The organism is Candidatus Sphingomonas colombiensis (assembly GCA_029202845.1).
GTDB classification, from domain to species: Bacteria; Pseudomonadota; Alphaproteobacteria; order Sphingomonadales; family Sphingomonadaceae; genus Sphingomonas; species Sphingomonas colombiensis.
Window position 1 is genome coordinate 2,403,350 of the sequence record CP119315.1, and the last position, 15,275, is coordinate 2,418,624.

The window sequence follows — 15,275 nt, forward strand, 5'->3', positions numbered from 1 at the left end:
ATGTTCGTCCTTGTGGTCAGTTGTTGGCGCCGGTCATGTCGCGCGCCGCAATGTATCCGAAGGTCAGCGCCGGCCCGATCGTGACGCCGGCGCCAGGATAGCTCTCACCCATCGCCGATGCCGCGTTATTGCCCACCGCATAGAGGCCGGCGATCGGCTGTCCCTCGCGATCGATCACGCGGGCGCGTTCGTCGGTGAGTAGGCCGCCGTTGGTGCCTATATCGCCGGGGTGGATCGGGAAGGCGTAGAACGGGCCTTTGACGATCGGCGCCAGCGATGGATTGGGCGTAACGCGCGCGTCGCCGTACATCTTGTCATAGGCCGCATCGCCGCGGTGGAAATCGGGATCCGTCCCTTTTGCGGCGTTGCCGTTGAAGCGTGTGACCGTGGCGGCGAGTTTCGCCGGATCGACGCCGATCTTGCCAGCCAGCTCCTCGATCGTGCGGCCCTTACGCATGATCTTGCGCACGCCCTTTGATTGCAGGCGATCGGGCACGAGCGGGAGCAGCGGGCCCATCGGATATTTGTGACGGAAGCTGTGATCGAAGATCATCCAGCTCGGATCGGCATCGCCATGCTCGCGCTGGCGCGCGGCCATCTGCTGTCCGACGATATGATAGGACGCCGCCTCGTTGAGATAGCGCTCCCCCGACTGGTTGACCATGATGCAGCCGGGCAGCGCGCGCTCGATCGTTGAAAGCCGGCCGCGATCCTCGCCCGGCACGTAGAACACAGGCGCGGCCCATGCCGATTGCATGTTCATCGTCGCCGCGCCCGCCGCCATCCCCGCGCGGATGGAGTCTCCGGTGTTGCCGGAAGTGCCACCGCTGAACAGAGCGCGCGGATAGCTTGGCGCATAATTGTCGCGCATCGCCTGGTTCTTGTCGAACCCGCCCGCCGCGAGCACCACGCCGCGCCGAGCGCGGATGCGTATCGCGCGGCCCTCATGCTGCACCACGACGCCGGCGACGCGCCCGTCTTCCTCGATCAGCTCGCTCATCGGCGTTTCGAGCCACACCGGCACGTTGCGCGCGTTCAGCGCGATCCGCAGCCCGCCGACCAGTGCGTTGCCAAGCGTCAACCGCCGATCCTTGCGCGAGCGCAGACGGAAGGGGAGATCGAACCAGTAGCGCGCCAGCGATTTGCCGAGATGCATCTGCCAGCCCGGCGCGCGGAACAGCAGCATATAGGTTTCGTCGAAATGCCAGTTGAGATAGCCGAACAGGCTCGCTGCTGGTGACGCGAAGCGCAGTGTCTCCACATCGCGGCCGAGTTGCCTGCCGTCGATCGGCAAAGGCATGTGCGTGCGATATCCGGTCGGGCTGCCGCCGGGGTTTTCGGCATGGTAATCGGGATAGGGGAAGGCGTGATAATCGATCGGCGTATGCTCGCCGATCCAGCGCAGCATTGATGCAGCATTGGTGACATAGGCGCGGATATTGGCATCGGGCACATTGTCCGCCGAAAGCCCGCGAACATAGGTGAAGGCATCATCGACATTGTCGTGAAAGCCCGCAGCAGCCGCCTGATCGCTTGCGGGAATCCATATCCCCGCGCCGGAGGTGGCGGAGGTGCCACCCCACAGCTTTTCCTTCTCGATCACCAGGACGTCGGCGTGGCTGTGCGCAGCGACCAGCGCGGAAAGCAGGCCCCCGGCGCCTGATCCGACGACGACCACGTCGACTTCCTTATCCCACCCCATTGCGTTCACCTTTTTATCATTGTCGACCGCCGGCATGCGCCGCGACGGCTCTGATTACGATGGCAGGTAGAGCTGCGCGGCCTTGCCGCCGTCAACCGGAAGCGCGGTGCCGGTGATATAGCTCGCGGCATCGGAAAGCATGAAGATGATCGCCTCCGCCAGCTCATCGGGCTGGCCGCCGCGTCCCATTGGGATCGCCTCCGCCGTTCTGGCGGCGGTGTCGGGGGCCTTGGCCGCGAAATCCTCGGTGCCCGGCGTTTGAACCTGACCGGGGACGATCGCATTGACGCGCACGCCAGAGCGCCCCGCCTCCATCGCGGCGACGGCGGTGAACTGGATCAGCGCCGCCTTCGATGCGGAATAGCTGGACATGTACGGCGCCGCGCGGATGCCGCAGGAGGAGGAGATATTGACGATCGAGCCACGCCCCGCCGCCATCATGATCTTCATCGCGGCCTTGGTGCCGACGAACACCGCATCGGCATTGACCGCGAAATCCTTGCGCCAATGCTCCAGCGTGAGCTTGCTGATTGGGGCATAATGCACCGACATGGCGTTATTGACGAGCATGTCGAGCCGCCCGTGACGCGCGGCGACATCCTCGATCAACTGGGTGAAGGCGCCCTCGTCGGAGACGTCGAGTTGCACTGCCTCGACCTTGCCCTCTGCCGCGATTTCGGCGCGGGCCTCTTCCAGCTTTTCTGGACGACGCGCACAGATTACGACTGTAGCGCCACGTTTTGCGAGTAGCCGGGCGGTGGCCCGCCCGATGCCGTCGCTGCCGCCGGTAATGATCGCGACGCGCCCGGCGAAATCCTGGCTCATTGATGTATCCTCTCGAAAACTTTCACGCATTCTGTGGGTGTGAATGGTAATTTGTCAACGTCATGCGTAAGTGATAGCGAATAAACTTACGAATCTGGAGGGATGAGGATGGGAGTCATGACCGGAAAGGTGGCGTTGGTCACCGGGGCGGGGCAGGGCGTCGGCCAGGGAATCGCGCTGGCATTGGCGAGCGAAGGCGCCGCAGTGGCAGTCAGCGGTCGCACCGTGGAAAAGCTGGAACGCACCTGCGCGCTGATCGAGGAGCGCGGCGGCACCGCGATCCCGCTCGCCTGCAATGTAAAGGATCCGGCTGATCTCGCGCGGATGGTCGATGAAACGGTTGCGCGTCTGGGCGGGCTCGATGTGCTGGTCAACAATGCCCAGGAAGTGCCGATGGGTAAATTGATGGACGTCGCCGACGAGGCGTTCCTCGCCGGGTTCGAATCCGGCCCGCTGGCGACGCACCGGCTGATGAAGCTGGTCCATCCGCATCTCGTCGCGCGGGGCGGGGGCGTCATCATCAACCTCATATCCTCGGCATCGGTGCGCTGGGATATGGCGGGTTATGGTCCCTATGCTGCGGTCAAGAAAGCAATCCACGCGCTGACCCGCGCGGCGGCGGCCGAATGGGGACGCGAAGGCATCCGGGCGCTGTCGATCGCGCCGCACGCCGAATCGCCCGGCCTGAAATGGTGGATGAAGAACAACCCGGAGGAGGCTGAGGCATTCTTCCGTACCATCCCGCTTGGCCGCGTCGGGCGTCTGGAAGAAGATATCGGCCGGGCGGTCGTGGCCCTCTGCTCGCCGGACATGGCCTATCTTACCGGGGCGATCGTGCCGCTCGACGGTGGACAGGCGAATTTCGGCTGAGGCCGGATAACAAAAAGAACAAGGAGTGGATTGGATGACGGAACCGAAAATCGCGCTGGTAACCGGCGCAAGCCGTGGTGCGGGGCGCGGCATCGCGCGCGGGCTCGGTGAAAAAGGCATGACGGTTTACGTCACGGGCCGCACCATCGCGCCCGGCGACGCACGCGGCTGGGACGGCACGGTGTTGCCGGGCACGGTTGCCGAAACCGCAGCGGAAGTGACGAAGGCAGGCGGGCTCGGCATCCCGGTTGTCTGCGATCATGCCGATGACGCACAGGTCGCGCTGTTGTTCGAGCAAATCGAGCGCGAGCAGGGTCGGCTCGACATTCTGGTCAACAACGCCGCCTATATCCACCATCAGTTGATCGAGAAGAAACCCTTCTGGGAGAAGGAGCTGGATGCCGCGCGTATCCTCGATGTCGGGCTGCGTTCCGCCTATGTCGCAAGCTGGCATGCGGCGAAGATGATGGTGAGGCAGGGCAGTGGGTTGATTGGTTTCGGCTCTTCGTTCGGCGCCAGCTGTTACATGCACGGCCCGGCTTATGGGGCGCAAAAGGCCGGGATCGACAAATTCGCTCACGATATGGAGCATGATCTGCGCGGCACCGGCGTGCGCACCGTATCGATCTGGATGGGGCCGCTACTCACCGAGCGCTCGGCAATCGCGAGCCAGACCAATCCGGAACAGTATAAGGATTTCATCGCCACGGCGGAGAACCCCGAATTCACCGCGCACATCCTCTATGCGCTTGCCGCCGAGTCACGCGGCGCCGACTATTCGGGGCGAACGCTGATCGCGGCGGAGGTCGCGCGGGAGCTTGGCATCACTGATCGCGGCAATGATCGCCCGTCCTATCGCGAGATGCTGGGCAATCCGCCGACGCCCAATCCGGCCGCGGTCTATTGAATCCGCCGGCCGATCGGATAGCCCTTGCGCGAATGCGTAGTATGTGAGACACAAAGCTACGCAAATCAGAACAGTGATGGAAAAAACCATCGCGCTCACGAAGTGAGAGAGGATTATGGTCGCGCAGTTTAACCTTGCCGATTTGTTCGAGATCGTCGCTGGCGCAGTTGGGGATCGAATCGCGATCAAGCATGACGGTGGCGCGATCAGCTTCGCCGAATTCAACGCCCGCGCCGACCGTCTCGCGGCGGCGCTGGCGGATCGCGGTGTCGGTCGCGGGGCGACCGTCGGCCTCTATCTGATGAACGGGCCGGAGTATCTCGAGGGCTTCCTCGCCGCGATGAAATGCGGTGCTACGCCGTTCAACATCAACTACCGCTATCGCGCCGAAGAGCTGCGCTACATGCTGGACAATGCCGGCGCGGCGGCCGTGATCCATGGCGCGGAATTCAGCCCGGTGCTGCGAGAGATTCGTGCGAAGCTGCCCGCGCTCAAGGTCTCGATCGCGGTGGAGGATGGTTCGGGCGCGGATCTAGAGGGTTCAGAGCGCTACGAGGATTTGCTCGATACTTCGCCGCGCGCTGGGTTCGAGCGCGATGAAAACGATCTCGTCCTGATCTACACCGGCGGCACCACCGGCATGCCTAAGGGCGTGATGTGGCCGCACAAGGCGTTTCTGTTCGCCTGCCTCGGTGGCGGGGGGCATTTTCATCCGGCCGGCCCGATCGCCGCGCCGGAGGAAATCGCCGACCGTGCGCGTGAGGGGCATCCGCTGCGCATGTTCCCGATCGCGCCGCTGATGCATGGTGCGGCGACCTGGGGGACATGGTCCGCGCTGCTCGCCGGCGTGACGGTGGTGCTCGATCCGATCCGTGGTTTCGATCCCGTCGCGATCTGGGACAAGGTGGAGCGCGAACAGGTCAATATCATCGCGATCGTCGGCGATGCGATGGCGGTGCCGCTGCGCGACGCGCTTTATGCCAATCCCGATCGCTGGAACCTCCAGTCCGTGGTCAACTTTGGATCGGGCGGCGCGGTGTTCTCCGCGCATCTGAAGGCCGATATCAAGGCGAAGCTGCCGCCACATGCGTCGATCACCGACGGCATGGGCTCCACGGAGACCGGCATTTCGGGAATGGCGGAGGCGAGCGCCGAGGGCGTGATGCGGCTGCCCGCGAATGAGAACCAGCAGGTCGTGATCGGTGATCGCTTCGCTGCGGTGGGCGAGATTGGGCTGATAGCGCGAAGCGGCCATACACCGGTCGGCTATTTCGGCGATCCGGTGAAGACGACCGAAACCTTCCGCACGATCGAAGGAAAATTGTGGGCGGTGAGCGGCGATAGCGGGCGCATCGATCCCGACGGCCGGATCACGATGTTCGGGCGAGGCGCCACCTGCATCAATACTGGTGGAGAGAAGGTCTTTCCCGAAGAGGTGGAAACGGCGCTTCGCACCCATCCGGCAATCCTCGACGCGGTTGTCGCGGGGCAGAAGAATTCGCGCTGGGGCGAGCGTGTGGTGGGGATCGTTTCCCGCCGCGATGGCGCGGCCGAACCCTCGTTCGAAGAGGTGACGACGCACCTTAAGCGGCAGCTTGCCGGATATAAGGTGCCAAAGGCGCTGGTGTGGGTTGATGCGGTCAAACGCTCGGCCGCCGGCAAACAGGATTATCGCTGGGCCACGGAGCTTGCAGGGCGCGCATGACGAAAACCGATCCCATTTTGACTGAATTGACCGCGCCGAACATGCCGTTCGCTATTGGTGAGCGCGATGGCATGCGCCGCTTCATCAATGCGCCGCCAACGCTCGACGCGCTGATCGAAAGCGCGCGGCGGCATGGCTCCGCGACCTTCGTGGTCGAGGGCGAGACGCGGCTGACTTACGACGAGGTGTTCGCGCGGCGTGATGCGCTCGCGGCGGTGCTGCCGATTGGGCCGGGTGATCGCGTGGTGATCTGCATGCGCAATCGGGCTGCGTGGATGATCGGCTTTCTTGCGGTGATGCGCGCGGGTGGTGTCGCGGTGCTGGTCAACAGCCGGGGCGCGCCGGAAGAGCTGCGCGCGGCGGTGGAGGAATGCTCGCCGCGACTGGTGCTCGCGGACAGCGCGCGTGCAGCATTGTTGCAGCAATCCGGGTTCGATGGTCGGATACTTCAGGCGAAGGATTTCCCGCTGGAGGGGGCGCCCGATTTCGTGCCGCCCGCGCGCGGCCCTGATGATCCCGCGACGGTGCTGTTCACTTCCGGCACGACCGGGCGCGTCAAGGGCGCGGTGCTGACGCATGGCAACATGGTCACCGCGTTGATGAGCGTCCAGCTTTCCGGCCTGATGGTGCTTCACGATGTCGCGCGGCGCCTGGGGCTCGCGCCCGAGCAACTGATGGCCGGGCGCCCGCAGGCCGGGGTGTTGCTGGTCTATCCGCTGTTCCACATTTCGGGGCTGGTATCGGCGTTCCTGTCGCCGCTGCTCGCAGGCAGCAAGGTGGTGATCATGCGCCGCTGGGATGCCGACGAGGCGCTGCGGCTGATCGCGGCGGAGCGCATCTCTATGTTCACCGGCGTGCCGACGATGCTGTGGGATGTGCTGCATCGGGCCAAAGTCGCGGAGGCCGATCTTTCATCGCTCACCAATATCGCCTCGGGCGGGCAGGCGCTGCCGATCAACCTGCTCGATGCGATGCGCGAGTTCTGCCCTGGTGCCGCGATGGGCACCGGCTATGGCATGACCGAAACGGCCGGCACGGTGGCGATGGCGGTGGGCGACGACTATCTCCGCCGCCGCGCTTCGGCAGGACGCGTCATGGATTTGTACGAACTGCGCATCGAAGGACCTGATGGCGAGAAATTGCCGCCGGGCGAGGCGGGCGAGATCGTCGTGCGCGGGCCGACCGTGATGCAGGGCTATTGGAATCGGCCGGAAGAAACCGCGGCGGTGCTGAGCGCCGACGGTTGGATGCACACCGGCGACATCGGTTATGTCGACGAGGAGAATTACATCTTCATCGTCGATCGTAAGAAGGACATGGTGATCTCCGGCGGGGAGAACATCTATTGCGCCGAGGTTGAGCGCGTGATGAGCCTGCTTCCCGAGGTTGGCGAGTGCGCCGCATTTGGCATGCCCGATGAGCGGCTCGGTGAACGGCTCGTCGCAGTCGTGGTCGGCAAAGGGCTTGATGAGGATGAGATCCGGCACCACGTCGGCGAGCATCTCGCGCGCTACAAGGCGCCGGTTCGCGTCGGCGTGTCGATGGAGCCCCTGCCGCGCAATCCCATCGGCAAGATCGACAAGAACAGGTTGCGCGCGATGTGGCCGCACCTAGCTGGAGACCAGTAACCGTGCCCATGCCCAAAGACATCAAGATCATCGATTGCATGCTCGGCATCCCCGAGGCGGAAAATCGCGATGACTGGTTCCAGTTCTTCCGGCCATTGCTGAAGGATGCGCAGTCGCTCGATCAGTTTGCGATGCCCGCGCAATATATGTTCAAGGACATCCCGGAGACGGGCAAGGTCGACGATTTCGTTTCCTGGACGGTCGATCAGATGGATCGCTTCAACATTCAGAAGGCGCTGGTTGGCTGGAACGACAATGCTACATCGCGCCGCGCGAAAGAGCGTTATCCCGATCGCTTCTTCTTCGATGTGCCGAGCAACCCCAATAACGGGGTGGATGAGGTGCGGCGGATCAAGCGGCTGCATCAGGAAGTGGGCATTTCCGCGATCAGCGTATTCCCGGCCGGCACGCTGCCGCAGGTCGCGATCAACCACAAATATATGTTCTCGCTCTACACCTGTGCGGCGGAGCTTGGCATTCCGATCCTGCTCAACGCCGGGATTCCCGGTCCACGCATCCCCATGGAGACGCAGAAAGTAGAGCATCTCGATGAAGTGTGCTGGTTCTTTCCCGATCTGAAGGTGGTGATGCGACATGGCGCGGAACCATGGGAGGATCTGGCGGTAAAGCTGATGCTGAAATGGCCGAACCTCTATTATTCCACCAGCGCCTTTGCACCAAAACATTATCCGAAGGCGATCATCAATTACGCCAACACGCGCGGAGCGGACAAGATCATCTACGCGGGCTACTTCCCGATGGGGCTGAGCCTCGACCGTATCTTTTCCGATATGGAGAACGTCCCCTTTAAGGATGAGGTCTGGCCGAAATTCCTGCGTGAGAACGCCATTAAAGTCTTTGGGTTGGGAGAGTGACAATGTCCGACAATGAAAAAGGCGCGCCCGTCGATGCCCGCGTTCCGCCCGTCGCCGTTTGGCAGGTGCTTGAAAAGCTGAAGGGGCAGGACCTGATCGACTGGCGCCTCGCCGAGGTGAAGAACCGTCCGTCGGTGGAAGAGCGCAATCTCAATACGGGTTTCCCGTTCGGCTGGTATCCGGTGCTTCTTTCGACCGAGCTTGAGGCAGGGGTGGTCAAGCCGCTGCGCTATTTCTCGACCGATCTTGCGATCTGGCGCGGGATGGATGGCAAGGTCCGTATGCTTGATGCTTATTGCAAGCATCTTGGCGCGCATCTCGGCCATGGCGGCCGGGTGAACGGCAACCTGCTCGAATGCCCGTTTCACGCCTGGCGCTATGATGGCGAGGAGGGCGTGGTGAAGGAAATCCCTTACGCCCGCGCGATCCCGCCGCAGGTGAAGCGCAAATGCACGCGCACATGGCACATCAAGGAAGCCAATCGCTGGATCTGGATGTGGTATCACCCGCAGGACGTCGCGCCGCTTTGGGATGTGGTGGATCTGCCCGAGGCCAGCGATCCTGAGTGGACCGATTTCGAAATCCACGAATGGAATGTGTGGGGCAGCCTGCAGAACATGGCGGAAAACGGCGTCGATTTCGCGCATTTCCAGTTCATCCATGGGACCGCCAATTTCCCCAATGCGGAAATGCGCTGGAGCGACTGGGGGCGAGGCGCCGATGTTCGCGCCAAGATGGGCACGCCGATGGGTGAGGTCGATGGCTGCATTTCCTTCGATACGGTTGGGCCCGGCCAGAATTGGACGCGCTTCACCGGCATTTCCGAAACGCTGCTGATCGCTTGCCTCATCCCGGTGGAGCAGGATCATATCCACGCGCGCTTCTGCTTCACGCAGCCCAAGTCGCAGGCCGAAGGGCCGATGGGCGGCCTCGCCCGCGCGATGATCAAGGATATCTGCAAGCAGTTCGATCAGGACAAGGTGGTGTGGGACCGGCAGCGTTTCGAGCCGAACCCGATCATCTGCGACGGTGACGGTCCGATCCCGCAATTCCGCCGCCATTACAGCCGCTTCTATGCAAAGCCGGATGGCGGCCCGGATGAGGGCAAGGTCCAGCCGCTGAAGGCCGCGAGCTAAGCGCGCGTGGCCGGCGACGTGGCGCAATCCGAGGTGGCGGCAGCGCCGCCGGCCGGTATCGAGGGCCTGCTGAGCGAGCGCGACGCGCTCGGGCTGGCCGCGTTGGTAAAGGCCGGGGAGGTTTCCCCGGCCGAACTGCTGGAGGCGGCGATCGCGCGCACGGAGGCGCTCGATCCCCAATTCAACTTCATGGCGCAGCGGCACTATGACCGCGCGCGCGCGGTGATCGCGCGCGGGTTGCCCGATGGGCCGCTCGCCGGCGTCCCGTGGCTGCTCAAGGACCTCAACACCTATATCGAGGGCGAGCTGACCGAGAACGGCAGTCGCCTGTATCGCGGCAATCGTGCCGCGCAGACCTCCGAACTGGTGCACCGCGTGGAGCGCGCCGGCATGGTGATCTTCGGTAAGACCACCACGCCCGAATTCGGGCTGACCGGCACGACCGAATCCGCGTTGTGCGGGGCGACGCGCAATCCGTGGAGCCCCGGCCATATCGCGGGCGGCTCGTCTGGTGGTGCTGCGGCGGCGGTGGCGGCGGGCGTATTGCCGGCGGCCCATGCCACCGACGGCGGGGGCTCGATCCGCATTCCGGCATCATGCTGCGGTCTGTTCGGGCTGAAGCCCAGCCGTGGCCGCGTGCCGATGGGCCCGGCGCGCACCGAGGGGTGGGGCGGGCTTTCCGTGCATCATGCGGTGACCCATAGCGTGCGCGATTCCGCGGCGATCCTTGATGCGACGCACGGGATTGAGCCGGGTTCGCGTTATGGCGCGCCCGCGCCGGCCGAGGGGTTTCTTGCGCAAGTCGGTCGCGAGCCTGGCCGGCTGCGCATCGCGTTGATGACCACGCCGCCATCGGGCAGCCCCGTCGATCCCGAATGCGTCGCGGCGACGCGTGCAGCAGCGCGGCTATGCGAGAGCCTGGGGCATATCGTGGAGGAGGCGGCACCGGCGGTGGATGCTGCGGTTTATGGGCAAGCCTCCTATGTGCTGATCGCGGCCTCCGTCGCGGCCGATGTCGAACAGCGCGCTTCAGTAATCGGCAAGGTGGCGGGCCCCGACGTTCTGGAGACGATGACGCTCGCCTTCGTCGAACATGGTCGGCGGGTCAGCGGCATGGATTTCGCGCGCGCCAATGCGGCCGTGCAGGAAATCGCCGTGACGGTGGCGCGTTTCATGGCTGATTATGACGTGATCCTGTCACCGACGGTCGGCATGTTGCCACTTGAAATCGGCGTGATGGGCCTGACGCCGCCCGGCGATTTCGAGACATGGGGCAGGCTGGCCAGCACGTTCGCCTCTTTCACCGGTGTCTATAATGGCACGGGGCAGCCCAGCATGTCGGTGCCGCTCGGTATGTCCGAAAGCGGGCTGCCGATCGGGGTGATGTTCAACGCGCGTTATGCGGAGGAGGCGCTGCTGTTCCGTCTTGCTGCGCAGTTGGAGGGGGCCGCTCCATGGGCTGGCCGCCGCGCGCCGGTGCGGGCGGGGTAAATACTGGGCGCCGCCTGCCGGATCGGCAGGCGGCGCCTTCATCCTATTCGGCGATGCGCTCGATGATGATTGCCGGCGCCATGCCGCCGGCCGCGCACATGGTGACGAGGCCGTAGCGCTTATTCTGCCGCTCCAACTCGTCGAGCAACGTACCGATCAGGATCGATCCGGTCGCGCCGATCGGGTGGCCAAGCGCGATCGCGCCGCCGTTGACGTTCACCTTCTCGCGATCGAGCTTAAGGTCGCGGATCACCTTTTCTGGCACCACCGCGAACGCCTCGTTGATTTCCCACAGATCGATCTCGTCGGTGGTGAGCCCCGCCTTGGCGAGCACCTTCTTTACCGCTGCGACGGGGGCGTTGAGCATCAGCGTGGGGTCGTCGCCGATATTGGCGGTCGCGACGACGCGGGCGCGCGGCCTCAGCCCGTGAGTCTTCGCATAATCGGGGGACGCGAGCAGCAGTACCGCCGCGCCGTCGACCACGCCGGATGAATTGCCGGCATGGTGGAAATGCTCGATCTTCAGGTCCGGGTAACGCTTGTTGATCAGGCCGCAATAGGTGTTGCCCTCGGCGTCGGCTGGCATCGCGCCGAGTTGGGCGAACGCGGGCTTGAGCGCGGCAAGGCCCTCGGCGGTCGTTTCGGGGCGCGGATATTCCTCGCGATCTAGCACCACATTGCCGTGGTCATCCAGCACCGGGACGATGCTGCGATCGAAGCGCCCCTCCGCGATCGCCTGTGCCGCGCGGCGCTGGCTTTCGAGTGCCAGGGCATCGAGCGCCTCGCGGCCGATCCCCTCCAGCGTCGCGATCGCGTCGCCGCACACGCCCTGATGGCTCTGGGGATGCGCGACGGCGAGGCGCGCATTGCCCGCGCCCATGCCGAGCGGCGGCTTGTCGGACGCGATCTTCTCCTGCGCCATCTGGGCGGTGAGGCTCATCATCTCGGTGCCGCCGGCGATGACGAGATCTTCCATGCCGGACATGATCTGCGCCGCCGCGAGGCTGACCGAGCTGATCCCGCCGCCGCAGAAGCGGTGCAGCGTGGTGCCGCTCGCCTTCACGTCGTAGCCCGCGTCGAGCGCTGCCATCCGACCGAGATCGCCGCCTTGTTTGCCCTCCTGCGTCGCGGTGGACCAGATGATGTCGTCGACGTCACCCGTGTCGAGATTGTTGCGATCCCTGATCGCGGCCAGCACCGTTGCCGCCAGATGTTGCGGGTGCATGTGAGAAAGCGCGCCCTTGCCCACCTTTCCGATGCTGCGCGGTGTGCGAACCGCATCGATGATCCACGCTTCGGTCATGCCTTCGTCTCCTGTCGTCGGGTTTGCATCACGTTTGGAGCGATCGTTTCGGCCTCGGCCTTTACGAGCCTCAAGCCGTTCGCTCGCTTAGGGAAAATATCTGTCCTCAAGCTTTTGTGAAACGCAACCGTGGTAAAATTGCGCCATGTGACGCATCTTTTCGTAATGCATATTGACAAGGATTACGCAAATAATGAAAGTGGCCGGCGAAAATCCTGCGACAAGCAGGGCTTTGCCTAGGAGAGAGCAAATGCTGAAGGGGAGGAAGTACGGTCTGTGGCTCGCGGGGGGCGTGAGCGCGCTCGCCATTGCCACGCCAGCGTTCGCGCAGGATCAATCGTCGGCGCCAGCCGCGACGGAAGCCAGCGGTTCGGGCCTCACGGATATCGTCGTCACCGCGCAGAAGCGCGAGCAGAACCTTCAGGCCATCCCGCTTGCGGTCAGCGCGATCTCCGAGGCGAAGGTCCAGCAGCTCGGTATCAAGGACGCTCGCGACGTCAGCGGCCTTGCGCCAAACGTCACCATCGATCCGCCGACCACCAGCATGACGGCGGGCGTCATCTCGATCCGTGGTATTCCCAGCGGCGCGCAGGAATCGCTCAGCCTAGATCAGGCGAACGGTCTGTACGTCGATGGCGTTTACATCGCCCGCTCCGGCGCGGCGTCGCTCGACGTTACCGATATCGCACGCGTGGAAGTCCTGCGCGGCCCGCAGGGCACATTGTTCGGTCGCAACACCACGGGCGGCGCGATCTCGTTCATCTCGCGCGATCCGTCGGAAAAGCTCCAGGGCAGCGTGAGCGCCGGCATCGGCAATTATGGTCTGTGGAGCGCGCGGGCGTCGATCGATCCCGGCGAGATCATGGGCATCAGCTCGACGTTCACTTATTCGCACAGCCAGCATTTCGGCTATGTCGACAATATCCTCCAGCCAAGCCGGCTGAAGGATCCGGGCGCACGCCAGACCGACTCGTTCCGCGCCGCGTTCAAGGCCAATATCGGCGGTACGGGCAGCATCAAGTACATCTTTGACTATTCGAACGTTCGCGGCAATTCCGCCAGCTTCCAGTTGCTTAATGTGGCAAACGGAACGCCGATGCCGCCGGTGATGATCGACGGTCGTTCGGTGCCGCTGCCCACCCAGGCGCCGGTGGCGGGTTACCTCAACGAAGTAACATTCCAGCAGCCGGGTTGCGCCGCGCTCGCCACGCCGAGCCGCACCTATCGCGATCAGACCTGCCTCAACAGCGATGCCGGCGCGCGTGATCAGATGTGGGGCCACAACCTGCAGATCCAGAACGATTTCGGCGGCTTCAAGGTGAAGTCCACCACCGGTTATCGCATCTGGCACAGCGACAATTACGGCTCGGACCTCGACGGGCTCGGTACGATCAAGGGGCCGCTGTTCAGCCAGGCCACGCTGCTGAACGGTTTGCCGACGAACTTGCTTCAGTTCGTTCTTCCGGCAGGAACACCTGCCGGAACGCTGGCTTTTATCTCGGGCTCGCCGGTACCGACGACGACGGCGGACCTGTTCACCACCGTCGATTATCGCAAGCACAAGCAATTCAGCCAGGAAGTCGAGGTTTCGGGTGACACCGATAATCTCGATTGGGTCGTCGGCGGCTTCTATTTCTACGAGAAGGGCTCGGAATATAACCCGCAGAACTCGGGTTTCGTGCTCGATACCAATTCGATCTTCCTCGGTAACTTCGGTGCGCTTGGCCCGAGCCTCGCCGCCGCCAACCCGGCACGTTATCGTCTCGTCGTCACCAACGGGCTGGTCAATTATCAGACCACAGCCGAATCCACCGCCGTTTATGGTCAGGCGACCTATTATGTCGGTGGTCGCGATGCACCGCTCAGCCTGACGGGCGGTTTGCGCTACACTTGGGACAGCAAGAATATCATCCTGTTCCAGAATGGCGCGGCGCCTTTGGCGAGGCCGGACAGCGAGCATGCGAGCTTCCAGCGGCTGACCTGGAACGCGATGGCACGCTACGCCTTCAATCGTGATGTCAGCGTCTATGCGCGCGCCGCGAGCGGCTATCGTTCGGGCGGGTTCAACCCGGCGGATACGCCGCCGCTGGCCGCCTTCAAGCCAGAGACGGTGACGTCGTATGAAATCGGCCTGAAGAGCGAGCTGTTCAACCGCCATCTGCGGTTCAACGTTGCCGGTTACTATAACAAATACAAAAATCAGGCGGTCGTCATCCCGATCCCGGCGACGGGGGGCGCGTTCAACACCAAGATCATCAACGCGGGCAGCGTCGATTATGCGGGTGTCGAGGTCGAGGGCCAGGCGATCCTGACCGACAATTTTTCGATCGACGGCAACTTCGGCTACGTCAACGTCAACTACAAGCAGCTCAACATCTTCGCCACGACGCTGCCGGGGGCTCCTCCGATCAACGCGGCGTCGATCGCCCAGTCGACCTATACCTCACCCTATACAGGGAACGTCGCGTTCAACGCGAAATTCCCGATCGGGAATGGTGATGCGAAGCTGATCGCGCGAGTGGGCTACACGTATCTGGCGCCACAATATCCGTTCAACAACGTGCTCTCCGCGCCGTTCCTCAATTCGATCAAGAGCGACGCGCAGAACCTTGTCGATGCGCAGATCATCTTCGACAAGATTTCGCTCGGCGGGATCAAGGCGCAGCTCAAATTCTGGGGCAAGAACCTCACGAACGAGCACAATATGGTCCGCGCGATCGACTTCGGAGCATTGGGCTTCGCGGGTGGATATTACGGAGAACCGCGCACTTATGGTGCGACCATCGGGTTCAATTTCTAAAGCGTACCGAGCGCGGCCCCTCCCTCCCTCAGG

General features: G+C 63.5%; 11 protein-coding genes. 8 read left to right on the forward strand and 3 right to left on the reverse strand.

The annotated features are described in order from the left end of the window. Positions 1 to 16 precede the first annotated feature (16 nt). Together P0Y64_11635 and P0Y64_11640 are read right to left on the reverse strand one after the other, a co-directional pair. Positions 17 to 1,702 (reverse strand): FAD-dependent oxidoreductase, encoded by a 1,686-nt coding sequence (locus P0Y64_11635; GenBank protein ID WEK45042.1) that lies wholly within the window; start codon positions 1,700 to 1,702, stop codon positions 17 to 19. Between the two features lie 54 nt (positions 1,703 to 1,756). Then, complete coding sequence (locus tag P0Y64_11640) at positions 1,757 to 2,527, reverse strand: SDR family NAD(P)-dependent oxidoreductase (GenBank protein ID WEK42044.1); 771 nt, start codon at positions 2,525 to 2,527, stop codon at positions 1,757 to 1,759. A 108-nt stretch (positions 2,528 to 2,635) separates the two neighbouring features. Between P0Y64_11640 and P0Y64_11645 the strand changes: the two genes are divergently transcribed. From P0Y64_11645 to P0Y64_11675, 7 genes are all read left to right on the forward strand, one after another. Next, positions 2,636 to 3,397, forward strand: a complete 762-nt coding sequence (locus P0Y64_11645) for an SDR family NAD(P)-dependent oxidoreductase (GenBank protein WEK42045.1) — start codon at positions 2,636 to 2,638, stop codon at positions 3,395 to 3,397. A 34-nt stretch (positions 3,398 to 3,431) separates the two neighbouring features. Beyond that, a complete protein-coding gene (locus tag P0Y64_11650) occupies positions 3,432 to 4,304 on the forward strand; it encodes an SDR family NAD(P)-dependent oxidoreductase (protein ID WEK42046.1) in 873 nt (290 codons plus the stop codon). 115 nt (positions 4,305 to 4,419) lie between these two features. Then, positions 4,420 to 6,009 carry an AMP-binding protein gene (locus P0Y64_11655; GenBank protein ID WEK42047.1) on the forward strand — a complete coding sequence of 530 codons (1,590 nt, stop codon included), beginning with the start codon at positions 4,420 to 4,422 and terminating at the stop codon, positions 6,007 to 6,009. A gap of 17 nt (positions 6,010 to 6,026) precedes the next feature. Continuing rightward, positions 6,027 to 7,637: an AMP-binding protein gene (locus P0Y64_11660; GenBank protein ID WEK42048.1), complete on the forward strand. Its 1,611-nt coding sequence runs from the start codon at positions 6,027 to 6,029 to the stop codon at positions 7,635 to 7,637. A 2-nt stretch (positions 7,638 to 7,639) separates the two neighbouring features. Further along, on the forward strand, positions 7,640 to 8,512 hold the full coding sequence (locus tag P0Y64_11665; protein WEK42049.1) for an amidohydrolase family protein: 873 nt from the start codon (positions 7,640 to 7,642) through the stop codon (positions 8,510 to 8,512). Positions 8,513 to 8,514: 2 nt separating this feature from the next. Further along, on the forward strand, positions 8,515 to 9,648 hold the full coding sequence (locus P0Y64_11670) for a Rieske 2Fe-2S domain-containing protein (GenBank protein WEK42050.1): 1,134 nt from the start codon (positions 8,515 to 8,517) through the stop codon (positions 9,646 to 9,648). Between the two features lie 6 nt (positions 9,649 to 9,654). Then, positions 9,655 to 11,139: an amidase family protein gene (locus P0Y64_11675; protein WEK42051.1), complete on the forward strand. Its 1,485-nt coding sequence runs from the start codon at positions 9,655 to 9,657 to the stop codon at positions 11,137 to 11,139. 43 nt (positions 11,140 to 11,182) lie between these two features. On the opposite strand, the gene P0Y64_11680 is transcribed toward P0Y64_11675, so the two are convergent. Continuing rightward, positions 11,183 to 12,442 carry an acetyl-CoA C-acetyltransferase gene (locus tag P0Y64_11680; protein ID WEK42052.1) on the reverse strand — a complete coding sequence of 420 codons (1,260 nt, stop codon included), beginning with the start codon at positions 12,440 to 12,442 and terminating at the stop codon, positions 11,183 to 11,185. Between the two features lie 250 nt (positions 12,443 to 12,692). Here P0Y64_11680 and P0Y64_11685 point away from each other — a divergent pair, with 250 nt between their 5' ends. Next, positions 12,693 to 15,242, forward strand: a complete 2,550-nt coding sequence (locus tag P0Y64_11685) for a TonB-dependent receptor (protein ID WEK42053.1) — start codon at positions 12,693 to 12,695, stop codon at positions 15,240 to 15,242. Positions 15,243 to 15,275 lie beyond the last annotated feature (33 nt).

Bases quoted from the DNA above. Each gene is read 5' to 3' on its own strand.
- P0Y64_11650 (WEK42046.1), top strand. From the start codon at position 3,432: ATGACGGAACCGAAAATCGCGCTGGTAACCGGCGCAAGCCGTGGTGCG.
- P0Y64_11645 (WEK42045.1), top strand. From the start codon at position 2,636: ATGGGAGTCATGACCGGAAAGGTGGCGTTGGTCACCGGGGCGGGGCAG.
- P0Y64_11635 (WEK45042.1), bottom strand. From the start codon at position 1,702: ATGGGGTGGGATAAGGAAGTCGACGTGGTCGTCGTCGGATCAGGCGCC.
- P0Y64_11670 (WEK42050.1), top strand. From the start codon at position 8,515: ATGTCCGACAATGAAAAAGGCGCGCCCGTCGATGCCCGCGTTCCGCCC.
- P0Y64_11640 (WEK42044.1), bottom strand. From the start codon at position 2,527: ATGAGCCAGGATTTCGCCGGGCGCGTCGCGATCATTACCGGCGGCAGC.
- P0Y64_11685 (WEK42053.1), top strand. From the start codon at position 12,693: ATGCTGAAGGGGAGGAAGTACGGTCTGTGGCTCGCGGGGGGCGTGAGC.
- P0Y64_11655 (WEK42047.1), top strand. From the start codon at position 4,420: ATGGTCGCGCAGTTTAACCTTGCCGATTTGTTCGAGATCGTCGCTGGC.
- P0Y64_11680 (WEK42052.1), bottom strand. From the start codon at position 12,442: ATGACCGAAGCGTGGATCATCGATGCGGTTCGCACACCGCGCAGCATC.